The organism is Devosia sp. Leaf64 (assembly GCF_001421945.1).
Taxonomy (GTDB): Bacteria; Pseudomonadota; Alphaproteobacteria; order Rhizobiales; family Devosiaceae; genus Devosia.
The window spans coordinates 578,267-594,477 of sequence record NZ_LMLO01000012.1 but is presented as its reverse complement, the minus strand read 5'-3'; the positions used below and the strand labels follow the sequence as shown (position 1 = coordinate 594,477).

General features: G+C 61.2%; 14 protein-coding genes. 7 read left to right on the top strand and 7 right to left on the bottom strand.

Annotation, left to right across the window (positions count from 1 at the left end; translation table 11 throughout):
- Positions 1–160: 160 nt before the first annotated feature.
- Positions 161–2,560, bottom strand: coding sequence for a methyl-accepting chemotaxis protein (locus ASE94_RS08285; protein ID WP_062629970.1), 2,400 nt, complete (start codon positions 2,558–2,560; stop codon positions 161–163).
- A gap of 255 nt (positions 2,561–2,815) precedes the next feature.
- On the opposite strand from ASE94_RS08285, the gene ASE94_RS08280 reads away from it, so the two are divergent.
- Complete coding sequence (locus tag ASE94_RS08280) at positions 2,816–3,025, top strand: hypothetical protein (protein WP_062629969.1); 210 nt, start codon at positions 2,816–2,818, stop codon at positions 3,023–3,025.
- Between the two features lie 70 nt (positions 3,026–3,095).
- Here ASE94_RS08280 and ASE94_RS08275 read toward each other — a convergent pair whose 3' ends face one another.
- Entirely contained in the window at positions 3,096–3,494 is a 399-nt protein-coding gene (locus ASE94_RS08275) for a glyoxalase/bleomycin resistance/extradiol dioxygenase family protein (protein WP_062629968.1), read from the bottom strand.
- A 67-nt stretch (positions 3,495–3,561) separates the two neighbouring features.
- Positions 3,562–4,773: an ROK family transcriptional regulator gene (locus ASE94_RS08270; protein ID WP_062629967.1), complete on the bottom strand. Its 1,212-nt coding sequence runs from the start codon at positions 4,771–4,773 to the stop codon at positions 3,562–3,564.
- 269 nt (positions 4,774–5,042) lie between these two features.
- On the opposite strand from ASE94_RS08270, the gene ASE94_RS08265 reads away from it, so the two are divergent.
- The 6 genes from ASE94_RS08265 to ASE94_RS08240 all read left to right on the top strand — a co-directional run bounded on the left by ASE94_RS08265 (position 5,043) and on the right by ASE94_RS08240 (position 11,895).
- Positions 5,043–6,950, top strand: a complete 1,908-nt coding sequence (locus ASE94_RS08265) for an ABC transporter substrate-binding protein (protein WP_156352035.1) — start codon at positions 5,043–5,045, stop codon at positions 6,948–6,950.
- Positions 6,951–7,129: 179 nt separating this feature from the next.
- Positions 7,130–8,116, top strand: coding sequence for an ABC transporter permease (locus ASE94_RS08260; RefSeq protein ID WP_061909350.1), 987 nt, complete (start codon positions 7,130–7,132; stop codon positions 8,114–8,116).
- 10 nt (positions 8,117–8,126) lie between these two features.
- Positions 8,127–9,257, top strand: a complete 1,131-nt coding sequence (locus ASE94_RS08255) for an ABC transporter permease (RefSeq protein WP_062629966.1) — start codon at positions 8,127–8,129, stop codon at positions 9,255–9,257.
- Between the two features lie 4 nt (positions 9,258–9,261).
- Entirely contained in the window at positions 9,262–10,299 is a 1,038-nt protein-coding gene (locus tag ASE94_RS08250; RefSeq protein WP_244483999.1) for an ABC transporter ATP-binding protein, read from the top strand.
- Positions 10,292–11,344 carry an oligopeptide/dipeptide ABC transporter ATP-binding protein gene (locus ASE94_RS08245; protein ID WP_062629965.1) on the top strand — a complete coding sequence of 351 codons (1,053 nt, stop codon included), beginning with the start codon at positions 10,292–10,294 and terminating at the stop codon, positions 11,342–11,344. Before ASE94_RS08250 ends, ASE94_RS08245 begins: the two co-directional genes overlap by 8 nt.
- Positions 11,341–11,895 carry an HAD family hydrolase gene (locus ASE94_RS08240; protein ID WP_062629964.1) on the top strand — a complete coding sequence of 185 codons (555 nt, stop codon included), beginning with the start codon at positions 11,341–11,343 and terminating at the stop codon, positions 11,893–11,895. The genes ASE94_RS08245 and ASE94_RS08240 overlap by 4 nt, the downstream gene beginning before the upstream one ends.
- Before the next feature lie 51 nt (positions 11,896–11,946).
- Here the strand turns inward: ASE94_RS08240 and nudC are convergent, their stop codons facing one another.
- The 4 genes from nudC to ASE94_RS08220 all read right to left on the bottom strand — a co-directional run bounded on the left by nudC (position 11,947) and on the right by ASE94_RS08220 (position 16,199).
- A complete protein-coding gene (nudC, locus tag ASE94_RS08235) occupies positions 11,947–12,906 on the bottom strand; it encodes an NAD(+) diphosphatase (RefSeq protein WP_156352033.1) in 960 nt (319 codons plus the stop codon).
- 75 nt (positions 12,907–12,981) lie between these two features.
- A complete protein-coding gene (locus ASE94_RS08230; RefSeq protein WP_062629963.1) occupies positions 12,982–13,545 on the bottom strand; it encodes a hypothetical protein in 564 nt (187 codons plus the stop codon).
- A gap of 168 nt (positions 13,546–13,713) precedes the next feature.
- Positions 13,714–15,696 (bottom strand): glycoside hydrolase 43 family protein, encoded by a 1,983-nt coding sequence (locus tag ASE94_RS08225; protein WP_082461075.1) that lies wholly within the window; start codon positions 15,694–15,696, stop codon positions 13,714–13,716.
- A 104-nt stretch (positions 15,697–15,800) separates the two neighbouring features.
- A complete protein-coding gene (locus ASE94_RS08220; protein WP_244483998.1) occupies positions 15,801–16,199 on the bottom strand; it encodes a hypothetical protein in 399 nt (132 codons plus the stop codon).
- Positions 16,200–16,211: the final 12 nt, after the last annotated feature.

The window sequence follows — 16,211 nt, the reverse complement described above, 5'->3', positions numbered from 1 at the left end:
CGGCGGCACCCCCGCCGCCGTTGACCCTACAACGCATGGCAAGAGATTTGGGCACCCCCAAAGCGGAACATTGCATATTTTTAATGGGCGGCCTTCTGCACAAAAAGAAAGGGGCCAACCCGCGGCTGGCCCCTGTCAATTTTGGTCTGCAGTGGAGGTCTTAGAACTCCGACCAGTCCTGCGCGAGCGCGGCATTGCCCTGCACCTGATATTTTGCCGCCGTCGCCGCCTTGGCCGCAGGCCGGGCCGGAGCGCGCTCCGGGGCGCGCTGCTCCATGTGGCTGATGCGGAAGACGTCGACCACATGGTCAAGTTCGCTGGCCTGCGCTTCGGTCTGTTCGATCGAGGCGTTGATCTCCTCGACAAGCGCGGCATTATGCTGGGTCATTTCGTCCATCTGCCGCACGGCGGTGGAAACTTCCTCGATGGCCGAAGCCTGTTCGCGGCTGCCGCGGGCAATGGCGTTGAGGAGCGAACTGTTTTCCTGCACGGCTTCGAGCATGGAAACCAGTCGATCGGCTGCATTGGCGACGAGTCGCGAGCCGGCCGACACTTCCACCGTGCTCTGCTCGATCAATTGCTTGACGTCCGACGATGCCTGCGCCGCGCTCTGCGCCAGACGCCGCACTTCGACGGCGACCACAGCAAAGCCCTTGCCCGCTTCGCCGGCGCGCGCAGCTTCGACCGATGCGTTGAGCGCGAGCAGATTGGTCTGGAAGGCAATGTCGTCGATCATGCCGATGATGTTGGAGATCTTGGCCGAAGACTGGGTGATCCGGTCCATTGCGCTATTCGCATCGTTCATCAGGCTGCCGCCTTCTTCGGCCGAGCGCGAGACGTCCTCGGCCTTCTTTGAAGCGGTTTCTGCCTGGCTCGCATTATCGATCACGGTGCGGGCCAATTGCTCCATGGCGGCCGAGGTTTCTTCGATCGTTGCCGCCTGCTTGGTGGTGCGGTCGCTGAGATCGTTGGCGCCCGAGAGGATTTCGGCCGTTGCCGTGCGCAGCGAGCGCGACGTGCCGCGCAATTGCCCGACGACATCGGTCAGACGATCGGCGACCGCATTGGTGTCGTTCTTCAGTTTGGCAAAGGCACCGCTGTAATTGCCCTGGATACGCTGCGTCAGGTCGGTATCGGCCAGTGCCGCCAGAACCTTGCCGGTTTCATCGAGCCCCGCATCGACCGTTTCAACCAGCGTGTTGACGCCATGCGCCAGCGCATTGAGCTCGGCATCGGGGAATTCGGAATTCACCCGGCGCGAGAAATCGCCCGCAATGGCGGCATCGACGACATTGCCGAAAGCCGATTGAAGCTCGGCCATCATCTTGGCGCGCTCGTCGCGATCGCGGATGATGCGCACAGCTTCGGCTTCGGTCATTGCCGCGACCTTGAGACCATTGTCGCGGAACACATCGACCGAGCGAGACAGGGTGCCGATCTCGTCCTTGCGCGTCATATACGGCACGGTGAGATCATAATTGCCCTTGGCCATGGTCTCGACGGTTGCGCCGAGCTTGCCGAGCGGCCGGCCGACAAGGCGCAGCATCAAGACGAAGACGATGGCGATGGCGGCAATGATGCAAAGGGCCGAGAGCCCAATGATGGCCCAGCGCGCTTCCGATACGGCCGCGCTCAGCGTCGCCTGCGGTACGAGCGAGACGACGCTCCAGCGGTCCTGCGTTCCCCCTGCGGCAAAGCTCACCGCCATATAGCGCCAGGGGGCGCCATCGGTTCCGGCTGCTTCGGTTTCGACATAGTCGGTGCTGGCGAGAGATTTTTGCACGAGTTGCGCCAGCGGATTGTCGGCGGGCAATGTCTTGCCCACGAGGCTTGCGTCGGGATGTGCCACGACGATGCCGGTTGCCGAGACCAGCGCCACATTGCCGGTATCGAAGGGCCGCATTTGCGAGAGTTCGGCATTGATCGATCCGAGCGAGAGATCGATGCCGGCGGTGCCGACATAGGCGCCACCGACCTTGATCGGCACACCAAAGGAGGTGATCAGGATTTCCTGGCCGCCCACCACATAGGGATAGGGTTCGATGGCGACGGCGCGATCGAGCGATTTTGGCAGCAAGGCATAGTCGCCGGCGCCGGGTGTGTCATACCCGGTCAGCATTTCCTGAACGATGGTGCCGCTGCCGCGCTGCCAATAGGGCACGAAACGGCCCGTCACGTCCCATGGGGCTTGCCCTGCGAACTCGGCATCGCGGCCATCGAGCGCCTGCGGCTGCCAGGCCGACCAGGTAGCGAGCAGTTCCGGATTGGCCGCGAGCATTGCCTGCAGCACACCGTCATAGGCGGCGCGGTCGGTGATGCCTGCGGTTTTCATCGCGGCTGTCGTCGTCGCAATATCGACGGCGGTCTGTTCCGCCAGAACGAGATCGCGGGAAACCTTCTCGGAGAGCGAGCGTGTCGTTTCTGCCTGCAGCGCCGTCGTCTGCTTTTCCACGGAGGTGCCGATATGCTGCACGAGGAAACTCATGCCGACACAGAAAACGAGGGCGATGACGACACCCGCGAACAGGGATACGCGGATGGGCAGGGAATTGAGACGCACGACTCCTCCTCGACGCCTCGTATGCTCACCAAGACGTGAGGCGCACGGCCCGAGAATCTCATCGTCACGGTATATTTCCCGTTAACTTGGGATATACCCCTAGCGCATTTTCCGTAGGGCACACCCGGCGCGGGAACCAGAAGTGATCGAGCCCGTTAACCTCTCATAGACGATGACTGATCAGATTGGTCATCGGCCCAAAGGCCCCGGCGACTCGTCGTCACCGGGGCGCTTTGCGTGTCGGGGGAAGAATTCATGCAATACCGCGTTGTCGATGCTCGAGGCGAAACGGTCCAGGCCGAACATGTCGTCGATGCTTCAACCCCTGAGGCTGCTGCAAAAAGCGCCTTCGGAATGGATCTGGTCCGCAGTGGCCGTATTCGCGACCTCGTCGCCCGTATCTATTGGCAGCCTCCGGGATCTGCCAAGAACATGGTCCGTCTTTATTCGAAGACAGCCTATTGAGCGCATAGCTTACCACTCAGTCTCTCAAACAATCCCCGCGAAAGCGGGGATTTCTTTTTCGTGGCGTGGTTCAGTGTGTATCGGACTGTCCGATCGCCCAGGTTACGCCGAAGGGATCGCGGAGCTGGCCGTAGATATCGCCCCAGAATTCCTTCTTGAGCGGCTGCACGACGAGGCATCCCGCGCCGACGGCCCGGTCCCACCAGGCCTGCGCGTCCTCGACATGAATGTGTAGGTTGAACGCCTGCGGCGGCACGGGCGGAAAGCCATAATCGGGAAAGAAATCCGAGAGGTAGATCGAGGTGCCGTTGATGGCGATCTCGGCATGCATCAACCGGTCGCTGCCTTCGGCCGGCATCGTCTGCTTCACCTCGCCGGCAAAGGCTTTTTCGTAAAATTCGAGCGCGCGTTTGGCGCCGTCGACATTGATATAGGGCGTGACACCCGTCGGTGGGCGAACATCGGCCATGCGAAATCCTCCTCAGCGCATATGCGACCAGATGAGGATAGACCAATGCCAAAGAAACGAGAAGCTGTCAGGCGCGCGGATGGGAGCCGAACATCTGCTCGAGCATATGCTGATTGGAAAATTCCACGGCGCCCAGTAGCCCCGCGCGGCCACCGCTTTGGCTGCGCACGATCTCGATTGGCCGCATCCAGGCTTCTTCGACGCGTGTCCTGACCCGCTCGATCAGTTCGGGCCGTGAGCCGATACTCCCACCAAGTACGATCACGTCGGGATCGATCAGCGCCAGAACGGTCAATGCTGCTCGCGCGACATGTTCGGCCGTGGTGTCGAGCGTCGAGAGGGCAGGGCCATTGCCTGCTGCCGCCATCTCGAAGATATCGCGAACGACATGGCTGGCATCGCCGCCTGCCGCTGTGTAGAAACGCCTGATACCGGCTTCGCCCACCCGTTCCTCAAGCCCCGGCACGCCGCGGTTCTCGATGGTCCAAAGCGGCATATAGCCCATTTCGCCGGCGCCGCCATGCGCACCGCGCAACAGCTTGCCGTTGATGACGAGCGCGCCGCCAATGCCGGTGCCAAGGGCGATGAAGGCGACATTGCCCCGATCCCGCGCACTGCCATGCCCGACTTCCGCCAGGAGCGCGAGATTGACGTCATTGTCGATCAACACATCCACGCCGAGGGCCTCACGCAAGGCGGCCGGAAAATCCCCGTCCTCAAGGCCCGGGAGGTTATCGGCAAGGCTCAGCACATTTGTGTCCGGCTGCACGGCCGCAGGAACGCCAATCCCTGCCGCCCGCAAGCGATAGCGTGGCACTTGCGCCTTTTCGCAGAGAGCGTCGACCATGGAAGACAACTGCCCGACAAGACCGGCGAGCCCTGTCCGGACGGTGGGTTCGGTCAGTTCTGCGAGAATGACACCCCGGAGATCGGCAATCGCCCCGGCAACCTTGGTGCCACCCACATCGAAACCGACATTGAGCGCGGCGTCAGTGCGCAGAGCGTAGAAGAGCTGCGACCGTCCGGGCGTGCCGCCAAGCGCGCCTTTGACCTCGACCAGACCCCGCGTTTCGAGTGTCGCGAGCAGTTCGGAAACGGCGAGGCGGGAGAGGCCGACCCTCTGAGCCAGGGCAGGCCGCTGCAGCGGTTCGCCCAGCATCATGGCTTCCACGAGGAGCCGTAAGTAACCAGCTTGTGAATTTTTTCGCGCTGAGAGGGGCACGCGGCGCGGTGTCATCGCATCGTCATTAAGGCGCTGATTTTGCGTCGCTTCTTCCATTCAGCCCTCCGACAGGTTCACCCTGCTGCCCCGGAAAATTCAGCTCCGAGAGTAGTCATGCAATTTTTTTCATATTGCATAGATCAATTTGCGAAGCATAGAGTGTCTTCGTAACAGCATGAAATCCGCCGTCTAGACAAGAGATTTATGCATACGGTGGACGACTAGGGAACGACCCGAGCGCATGTAATGAAAATTTTTCATTACGCTTGAGTTTGATGTTGATTCACATCCGGCGCCATGGAGAGGCCCGGCTGATGGAGGGGAGAATGATGAAGTCAAAGACATGGATCGCTCGTATTGCGCTTGTGGCTCTGTCCGCAACGGCCATGAGCAGCGCGGCCTGGGCCTTCAAGGAATCGCCGATGCTGACGGAGATGGTCGAGGCCGGCAGTCTGCCGCCCGTCGACGAACGCCTCCCGAAAACGCCGACCGTCGTCAACGCTCTTGAAGTCGGCCAGTTTGGTGGCACCTGGCACCGCGCCTATAGCGGTCCGGGCGATCGCTGGGGCCCGACCAAGCTTATGGAAGAGCGCGTTCTCAAGTGGGCCGCCGGTCCCGATGGAACGGCGCAGCTGACCAACGGCTATATCGAGAGCTATTCGGTCAACGAGGATTCCACCGAATTCACTTTCACGCTGCTTGATGGCCTCAAATGGTCCGATGGCGAGCCGGCGACCACCGAAGACGTCAAATTCTGGTACGAGGACGTCTTCCTCAATCCCAAGATCATCGGCACGATCGATCCGACCTTCTCGCCCGGCGGCAAGCCGCTGGAAGTCGAGATCAAGGACGAGCGCACCTTTACCGTCAAGTTCGCCCAGCCCTACGTCTATTTCCTCCAGATCCTGGCCAAGGATTCGACCGGCGAGCCAAGCCTTGATCGCCCGAGCTTCATGTTCCCGAAGCACTATCTCAGCCAGTTCAACGACAAATATGCGAGCGAAGAAGAACTCGCCGCCGCCGCTACCAAATTCGGCGTTGCCAGCTGGACCGACCTCTGGGGCTCCAAGGGCAGCGCCACCGCCTGGTGGGCCAATCCTGACCTGCCGGTCCTGACCGCCTGGAAGATCGAGACGCCGGCCCCGGCCGAAAACGTCACGATGGTGCGCAACCCCTATTATTGGGCCGTTGATCAGGAGGGCAACCAGCTCCCCTATATCGACCGCATCAATCACCGCCTCTACCAGGATCCGCAGAGCCTCGCGCTCATGGTGGCCCAGGGTCAGATCGACGCCCAGGACCGCGGCATGTCCGAGCCCTACGATTTCTACAAGGAAAACGAAGAGCGCGGGAATTACCACCTCGTCCCCTGGCTGGGTTCAGGCGTCTGGTCGCTGGTCCCGAACCTCAACACCACCGACGAAGTGCTCCACGAAATCTATGCCGACAAGCGCGTCCGCCAGGCGCTCTCGGTCGGCCTTGATCGCGAGCTCATCATCGAATTGACCCAGTCCGGTCTCGCCAAGCCCATCCAGGCCGCGCCGGTCAATGGCTCGCCCTATTATCAGGAAGACCTCCAGAACCACTGGACCGAATACGATCCGGACCTTGCCGATCAGTTGCTCGACGAAGCCGGGCTCGACCAGCGCGATGCCGACGGCTTCCGCCTCCGCCCCGATGGCAAGCGCTTCAGCATTGTCGTCCAGGGTGGCGACGCGGCTCTTGCCAAGCAGCTCGAACTGATCGCGGAAAGCTATGCCGAGATCGGCGTCGAGATCCTGCCGCGCGTCATTGATCGCACCCAGCTCGACAACAACCGGACGAACAACGATTTCGATATGCAATATATCGTCTTCGACCGTCTGACCTATGTCCCGGCCGACCCGCGCATCATGATGGGTTCGGAAAGCTACGCCAACCAGTCCTATGTCTGGTACAGCACCCAGGGCGAAAGCGGCATTGCGCCGCCTGAAGGCAGCGATTTCCAGAAGATCTATGATCTCTGGGACAAGGCCTCGAGCGCCCCAAGCGTCGAAGAAGCCGATACCTCGATGAACGAGCTGATCCGCACCTTCGTCGAAAACGGCTATGTCATCGGCGTCCATGGCGAAGGCACCACGGTCAATGTCGTGTCCAACAAGATGCACAATGTGCAGCCGGACCTGATCATGGACGACATCTTCCGCGAAGTCGGTCTCTCCCGCACGCAGCAATATTGGCTCGAGCAGGACTAAGACCCCCCGTGCCGGCCGCGCTTCCTCCCGACGCGGCCGGCGCTCTTTCCCCAAGCGGAAAAGACTGCCCGCATCGCCTTGATTTGGCCGGCCCCCGTTCGGCGCCGCGATGCACCAACTAAAAGTGAGAGCGCGCGATCCCGCCCCACCGGATCGGCGTTCGCTCCCGGAGACAGGTCATGGTCGCCTTTATTCTTCGGCGGTTGCTTCTGGCGATCCCGATGCTGCTCTTCATCTCGTTCATTTCCTTCGTCATCATCCAGCTGCCGCCGGGTGATTACGTCACCGCCTATGTCGCCCAGCTCCGCCAGGGCGGGGAATATATTTCGGCCGTGCAGGAAGCCGCCATGCGCGAGCGCCTCGGCCTCAACGATCCCATGCTCGTCCAATATTGGCGCTGGATCACGGCGATCATCTTCCGTGGCGATTTCGGCTATTCGCTCGATTGGAACGCCCCGGTTTCGAGCCTGATCTGGGATCGCCTCGCGATCACCCTCGCGCTTTCGACCGCCAGCCTCATCATCACCTGGCTCATCGCCATCCCCGTCGGCGTCTATTCCGCCACGCGCCAATATTCGGTGCTCGATTATGTCTTCACGGTCTTCGGCTTCCTCGGCAAGGGCACGCCGGATTTTCTCCTCGCGCTGATCCTGATGTGGATCGCCTTTGTCTATATGCAGCTCGATGTCGGCGGGCTCTTTTCATCGCAATATCAGAACGCGCCCTGGTCCTGGGGCAAGCTGATCGATCTCCTGCAGCACCTCTGGATCCCGCTCGTCGTCCTCGGCACCGGCGGCGCCGCCGGCCTCATCCGCGTCATGCGCGCCAATATGCTGGACGAATTGGGCAAGCCCTATGTCGAAACCGCCTATGCGCAGGGTCTTTCCGAGCGCCAAGTGGTCTGGGGCTATCCGGTGCGCGTTGCGCTTAACCCGTTCATTTCGACAGTCGGCTGGGCGCTACCAGCGCTCTTTTCGGGCGACGTGATCACCGCCATCGTCCTCAACCTGCCCACCACCGGGCCGCTGCTCCTTCAGGCGCTCAAGATGCAGGACATGTATCTCGCCGGCAGCTTCATTCTCATCCTCAGCGTCTTCACCGTCATCGGCACGCTGATCTCCGACATTCTCCTGGCGTGGTTTGATCCGCGCATCCGCTACGCGTGAGGAGCAGGCCATGACAGAGCAAACTCTTGCCGCCGAACCGATCAATGCCAAAAAGGAAGACCTTTATTCCGCCAAGCCCTGGCAGCTGATCTGGCGCCGCTTTTCCAAGCACATCCTCGCCGTCATCTCGCTGTGGTTCCTGCTGATCCTCGCCTTCTGCGCCATCTTTGCCGAGTTCGTCGCGCCCTATGAGCCGTTCAAGGTCGAGCGCCTCCGCACCATGGCGCCACCCACGGGCATCCACCTCTTCCACGAAGGCCAGCTCGTCGGCCCCTTCGTTTATGCCATGGAGCGCACCCGCGATCCGGAAACGACCCGCGTCAGCTATGAGCCCGATACCAGCGAGCCGCTCCCGATCCGGCTTTTCGTTGCCGGCAGCGATTATTCGTTCTTCGGCCTCTTCAAGACCGACATCCATCTCTTCGGCGTGGAAGGTGGCCGCCGCGACCAGATCAATCTCATGGGCACTGACGATCTCGGCCGCGATGTCTTTTCGCGCCTGATCCATGGTGCGCGTGTCTCGCTCTCAGCCGGTCTTGTCGGCGTGGCCTTCGCCTTCGTTCTTGGCCTGACGCTGGGCTCGATCTCAGGCTATTTTGGTGGCTGGATCGATGGCGCCATTCAGCGTCTCATGGAGCTTATCCGCTCCATCCCGACCATTCCGCTCTGGATGGGTCTTGCCGCCGCGCTTCCCGTCGTCTGGGATCCGCTCATCGTCTATGTGCTTATTACCTTCATTCTGGCGCTGATCGGCTGGACCTATCTCGCCCGCGTGGTGCGCGGCCAGTTCCTCGCGCTCCGCAATGAGGATTATGTGCTTGCTGCGCGTCTTTCTGGGGCCAGCGAATATCGCATCATCACCAAGCATATGCTGCCCTCGATGACCTCCTATATCATCGCGGCGCTCACCCTTGCCGTCCCGGAAATGATCCTCGGGGAAACGGCTCTGAGCTTCCTTGGCCTTGGCCTCCGCCCGCCGGTCGTCTCATGGGGTGTGCTGCTGCAAGACGCACAAAACCTGCGCTCGATTTCCCTTGCGCCCTGGCTGCTTGCGCCAGGCGGCGCCGTCGTCCTCACCGTCCTCGCCTTCAATTTCCTCGGCGATGGTCTGCGCGATGCGGCCGACCCCTATGGGCAATAAGACCATGACCAATCAAAACATGCCGCCCGAGCGTCTGCTCGAACTCGATGATGTCCATGTCCACTTTCCCCTCCGCGAAGGCTTGGTCAAGGCCGTCAACGGCGTCTCCTATCACGTCAACAAGGGCGAGGTTCTCGGCATTGTCGGCGAGTCTGGTTCGGGCAAGTCGATCACCGCCCGCGCCATCATGCGCCTCCTGCCCAAGCGTGCCGCAGCGCCCGAGGGCCGCATCATTTTCCGCCCGCGCAATGGCGAGACCTATGAGCTTTCGGCGCTCGGCCGCAATAGCCGCTCCATGCGCCAGGTACGCGGCCAGCATATCGGCATGATCTTTCAGGAGCCGATGACGGCGCTGTCGCCTGTGCACACGATCGGCGCCCAGATCATGCGCACCGTCCAGCTCCATATGGGGCTCAACCGCAAGGCAGCGCGGGAACGGGCCATCGAACTGCTGGCCAAGGTGCAGATGCCGCGGCCCAATCAGCTTGTCGATGCCTTCCCGCATCAGCTGTCGGGCGGCATGCGCCAGCGCGCCATGATCGCGCTCGCCATTTCCTGCAATCCGAGCCTCTTAATCGCCGACGAGCCGACGACCGCTCTCGACGTGACCACCGAAGCGCAGATCCTTGAACTCCTCAAGGAATTGCAGTCCGAAATGGGCATGGCGATCATCTTCATCACCCACAATTTCGGCGTCGTCGCCGATATCGCGGACCGGGTTTCGGTGATGTATCTGGGCAAGATCGTCGAGACGGCCACCGTCGACGATATCTTTTATGCCGCCAAGCACCCCTATACCCAGGCGCTCTTGCGCTCCATTCCGCGCCTCGGCGTCGATCAGGGCCGCCGCCTGCCGACCATTCCCGGCATGGTGCCCGATCCGTTCAGCGTGCCGCCCGGCTGCGCCTTCAATCCGCGCTGCACCCATGCGGTCGCGGGCATCTGCGATACGCAGGTGCCGCCCGAAAAAATCTTTGGCTCGCAAATGTCGCGTTGCCACTTTGCCGATCAGTTCGTTGCCGCGGAGGCCGCCCATGTCTGAGCTTCCAGTGCTCGACCATTCAAGCCTGCCCGATGACGTCCTCTTCTCCGTCCGCGGCCTCAAGAAGTATTTTCCCATCCAGGCCGGCTGGCTCAAGAAACATGTCGGCGACGTCAAGGCGATCGACGATGTCTCGCTCGATATCAGGAAGGGCGAAACCCTCGGCTTGGTGGGCGAAAGCGGTTCGGGCAAGTCGACCGTTGCCCGTCTCATGCTCCGCGCCTATGACCTGACCGACGGCCAGATTCTCTTCCGCCGCGCCAATAACGAGATCGTCGATCTCTCAAAGCTCACCGACCGCGAAATGCGGCCGCTGCGCGCCGAGATGCAGATGATCTTTCAGGATCCCTATTCCTCGCTCAATCCGCGCATGACCCTCCTTGAACTGGTCGGCGAACCCATGGTCATCCATGGCGTCGGCAATGCCGGGGAAATCAAGGACCGCGTCGCCCAGCTTTTGAAGGTCGTGGGTCTCCGCCCCGAATTCATCAATCGCTACCCTCATGCCTTTTCCGGCGGCCAGCGCCAGCGCATCGGCATCGCCCGCGCGCTTGCACTCAACCCGAGCTTCATTGCCGCCGACGAAGCCGTTTCGGCCCTCGACGTCTCGGTCGCCGCCCAAAACATCAATCTTCTGCAGGATCTGCAGGAGCAGTTCGGCCTCACCTATCTTTTCATCACACATGATCTCGGCATGGTCGAACACATCGCCGATCGCGTCGGCGTCATGTATCTTGGCCGCCTGATGGAAGTCGCCCCGACCGAGCTATTGTTCTCAAAACCACTCCATCCCTATACCGAAGCCCTCATGGCGGCGGTCCCCCAGCCCGATCCGCGCGGCAATCGCACCCGAAAGCGCGTGCCGCTCAAGGGCGAGATCGCCAACGCCGCCAATCCACCCTCTGGCTGCAGCTTCCATCCCCGCTGCCCCTATGCCCAGGCCAAGTGCAGCGTCGAAGTGCCAGCCCTCCGCACCGTCGAAGGCGGCCGCCAGGTCCGGTGCCACTTCGCCGGAGAACTGTCCCTCGTCGGGGCCGTCGCATGAGCCGGTTCAAGGCCATTTTCCTCGATTGCGGCGATACGCTCATCGACGAGCGCACTGAGGAAAAACTCGCGGATAGCGAAGTCGTCATCCGCGCCGATCTTATTCCCGGCGCCAAGGAGATGATGGATAGTTTGAAGGCCGCCGGCCACAAGCTGATCCTCGTCGCTGACGGACCGCGCCAGACCTTCGTCAACATGCTGACCCATCATGGTCTCTGGGATCATTTCGACGCGCACATCATTTCCGAGGATGTCGGCGTCCACAAACCCGACGCCCGCATGTTCGATGCCGCGCTCGCCGCTGCCGGTCTCACCCGGGAAGACACCTGGCGCACCGTCATGGTCGGCAACAATCTCTCGCGCGACATCTGCGGCGCCAATGCTCTGGGGATCACGTCCATCTTCATGGCCTGGTCGACCCTTCGAACGCACGAGCCCGCCAACCCGTCCGAAGTGCCCGATTATCGCATCGAAACACCCGCGGAACTGCCCGGCCTCCTCGAAAAGCTTGAGGCTTTAACGAAATACCGCGTTCCCTTCGCTCAACGTTAGCGGAATGCTACCGTTTGGCACCCTCAGCGTGCCCAATGGCGCCGCAAATGATCAATTGCCCCAATAGGCCGGATCGAGAAGCCGATCATTGGCCCAGGCCTCGATAAGCGCACCCGCAATGGCGCCATTGCGCGGCCGCGAAATAAATTCGTGTGTGCCATCAAGGATTTGGTGAACATCGGATTTGCTGACCCAGCGCGCATCGGCAAGTTCGAGCGGATCGATGGTAATTTCCTCGCTCGTCGCCTCCCCATAGCACCCAAACATCAGCGACATCGGGAACGGCCAAGGCTGCGAAGCGACGTAGCGGACGGGGCCAACCGTGATCCGGCTCTCCTCGTAAACCTCTCTGCGGACTGCACTTTCTATCGTTTCGCCCGGTTCGACGAAGCCCGCGAGAAGCGAATACATGCCCTCGGGCCAACTCGGCCCGCGACCGAGGAGAATTTTATCGCCCCTCGTGATGGCCATGATGACCACAGGGTCGGTCCTCGGAAAATGCTGCGTCCCGCACTGTGGACATTTTCGAACCCAGCCAGCACTTTCGACCACGGATTGAGTGGCGCAATTGGCGCAGAAGCGGTGCGATCCATGCCATCCGATCAGCGCACGGCCGGTGGCGATCATCTCTCCATCAAGCGGGGATAGATTTGGCATCAAGCCCCGAATTTCGGCAAACCGCCCATCCGGCCAGGCGGGGTGTACCTGCTGGCTTTGATCGACAAATTCACCAATCGTCGCAGCATCTTCGAGCGGTACCCAGAGCGCAAGGTCGGTCGCAAAGCGCGGCCCATCCTCGGTAAGCCCAAGAAAGATGCTGGGTTCGCGCGCGTCGCTCAGAGCCGGATGGTCGAGCATCGATAGAACCGGCCTATCATCTTGGCCCGTCAGCAGTTTTCCGCGCCACAGGACCAGCGTGCGCGCACTCGCGTCTTGCTTGATATCGTCCGAGCCGCGCAGATGAGCGGCGCGATCCAGGGCGCCCGAGATAAAGGAAAAATGTTGGGTCACGGCATGGGTCCTCTCGACGGGGATCCATACCACCACACACAGACCGCTTCGCCCAGCCGCAATAACGCGATGCGCTCAGCTATTGGCGCTGGCGTACAGCATTTCGGCCTGGCGAGCAGACCGGGACATCGGACCATCCTCGCGGACGGGCGCATTGCCGTTGCGGTTGAGACCATCGATGAGCGCGGCCACGCGAGCGCTGGCCCGATACGGCAAATAGCTCATGATTGTCAATGCGATAGCGATCAACGTCATGATGCCAAAAGTCGGGTCGTCGAAATAGGCAATGCCGCCGAGCAGCAAGGCTGCAAGGAGGAAAATCAAAGTGAAGATCAACTGGCGACTCTTGCGAGCGTGCCACATGTCCTGATCCGCCACGCGATAGCCTTCGCCCTCGATATGAGCGCCAACGACGACCATGCTGCGACCAAGGCGGCTAAGCAGGTAACGCCCGGTGCGGCCGGGCTGCAGGAATGGGGCAAGCGCCGAATCCACCATCACGTTATGGACGATCTTGCCGTCCGTGAATTTGATGGTCGGGAGGGGAGAAATGCCCTTGCGCGCTTCAGAGGGAGAGAGAGACTCGATCTCGCCGAAATGCTCTAGGTAGTCGGCACCATCCGTGATGCGCTGGTTCATTGTTACCTCCTGGTAATGGGGCAACAATAGTCCGCGTCCATGAAGAGAGGCGCCGAAGAAAGGATTGCATTTTAGGCAAGTATCGGAGGTTGTTTACTTTAATTGCCGGCACCAACGGTCCCAATCTGCCTCCCCCTGGAGGGGGAGGAGTAAGCTGGTGGCTATGTTTCAGGCGGTGACGAACCTAAAGCGCGTGCCATCTCTTCCGTCCGGGGTCGGGCCAGGACTGTCGGCGCGGACGCGGCCATCGGGATGGATGCGGAGGAAGCGGTTGGTGGCGAGGGACATGAGGATAACTTCGCCAGTCGGGGTTTCCATCCACTGCCAATGGGTGGCGGAGCCAGTGACACCGCCCACGGTGACCACACCGCCCGCCGTGACGGAGAGCGGACCGTCCTCATGATGGAGAATGACCCGGCCGAGTTCGGCCGCTTCAACGCGCAGGTCCATGGGTGGGCCGCCAACGACAGTGCCAAGTTCAGCGGTAAAGCCGCTGGTGGGCGCGTTGGCCAGGACAAGCGCGCCGCGCTGACCGGCCGGGATCGGCTCCATCAGGCCGCGCGGGTGTGGTTCGTCGATCTCGATGCGGTCAAAATCCGCATATCCGCCGGATTGGCTCAAATCGTTATAGGCGAAAAGGGCGTAGCGAATGCCCTGAAAAGTCTTGAGCTGGAAGATCATGATCATCCGCTCGCCCAGATTTTCGAACTTTTGGCCGTCTGAGGAAAAGCTGAATTGGGCTTCTTCGGTCAAGAAATCACAGGCGACGCGGAGATGGACGATGGGTCCGGTAGCCGGCGCAATCAGGGTCTTGCCGGTTTGATAGTCGAAGAGGCGGATTTCGTAGCCGGTTTCGGTGCGGGCGAGGCCAATCCAGCGCCAGGGCATGCCGAGCAAAGCGAGACCGGCGACGTCGCCGGGTTTGAGATGTGTGCCATCAAGGCTCGTGGTGGCGGTCGAAATCGGCCCGACGGCGCGTTGGGTCAAAGAATTCTTGGCCCACCAGAAGTTTTGGGCGGGGAGGGTCTTGAGGCGCAGATGTCCCGGCCGCTCGGTCAGCGACCAGTTCTCGGAGACGGGAACGTGGTTCCACTGCCAAAGCGGGTTGAGAGTTTCCGCAAGGAAATCGTCGCTGCGCTGCGGCCAGGGTACGGATGGCGGTGATGCTTTGGCGACGTTGGGCTTGGCCCAGGTGCGTGGGGTGCGGCCGAGATTGCCCGGCAGGCCGAAATAGGGCCAGCCTTCATGCCAGGTGATAGGCGAGAGAGCGGTGAGGCGGCCGAGGGAATTATAGTCCATCATCGACCAGGCCCACCATTCGCCGCCAGGGGTATCGACGATGCCGCCCTGGTGCAGGTTGAGGCGGCCATTCTGAGCCGGGTTGGGCGGCACGATTTCGAAGGGCGGCTCAAGCGTAAAGGGAATGCCAGCGCCCTTGATTTTATAGCCTTCCATGAGCCCGAAATCTTCGTCGATCGAAATGGCTGGGTTGATCTCCCAGGGCCCGTCGATGTGATCGGCGCGGGCGCAAGGCATGCGCATGGGGCCGGCGAACCAGGCGCTGGTGATGATGTATTTGCCGTCGACCATATAGAAATGTGCGCCTTCGCCCATCAAGCTATCGGGCGGTGTCAGGTCGCGCTCGGTGCCAGGGATGATGCGATGAAGCGTCTCGTCGAGTTCGGCGATTTTCAGATTGCGATAGCCCCAGACGACATAGGCGCGGCCATCGTCATCGAAGAACACCGCGAGATCGTGGTAATTGTACTCCGCCTCCGTATGGGTCCAGGGACCGCGCGGATCGGTGGCGGTAAAGATCTGTGTCTTCTGCTTGTTGACGTTGGAGAAGATATAAAAGGTGCCGTCGCGATAGCGGATGCAGGGCGCCCAGATGCCCTGGCCATAGATTTCGCCGCCGTCGAGCCGGAATTCGGGGCCGAGATCGAGCGTCTCCAGCGCGTAGCCGAGGAGCGTCCAATTGACGAGATCGGTCGAGTGGAGCACCGGCAGACCAGGCATGGTGTGCATGGTGGTGCCGGTCATGTAGAAATCCTCGCCCACCCGGATGATGTCGGGATCGGAGAATTCCTCGTAGAACAATGGATTGGTGAACGTGCCGTCGCCGTTATCGGCGGTCCAAGTCTTTTGCATTAATCTGCCCGTGTTGGCCGGGCCCAGGGCAGGGCCGGCAGCAACCGCTCCTCCGCGGCTGTTCCTATCGTAACGGGTGATATGGATCGGGCAATCGGATTCTTTTAGCTATTTGGCGGCACGACCTGCACATAGCTGAAGGGCAGGCGGGTGGATTGGGTTGAGGGACCTGTCCATTCCCACGGATCGTAAAAGACCTGATTGGCGGCGTCGTAGAGCATGAAGTGATCGTCGGCGACGTGGACGATGCCGAGGCCTTCTACGTCGTCCCAAGTGTTGACGGCGTGTGGACCGTCATGCGGCAAACCGAGATCGGCGAGTACCTTGGTCATTTCGGCCCAGGCCATGTGAAGAGAGCCTTTATCGCGCCAATCCACCATGGCGGCGAGATCTTCGAAAGGCTTACCCGTCAGCATCTGGAGAACATAGAGACCACAGCCGCCGTCACTGGGACGCTGGGTGATAAAGGGCAAGCGGATGCGGTCTGCGGCGGGAAGGGGCACGAATAACTCGGG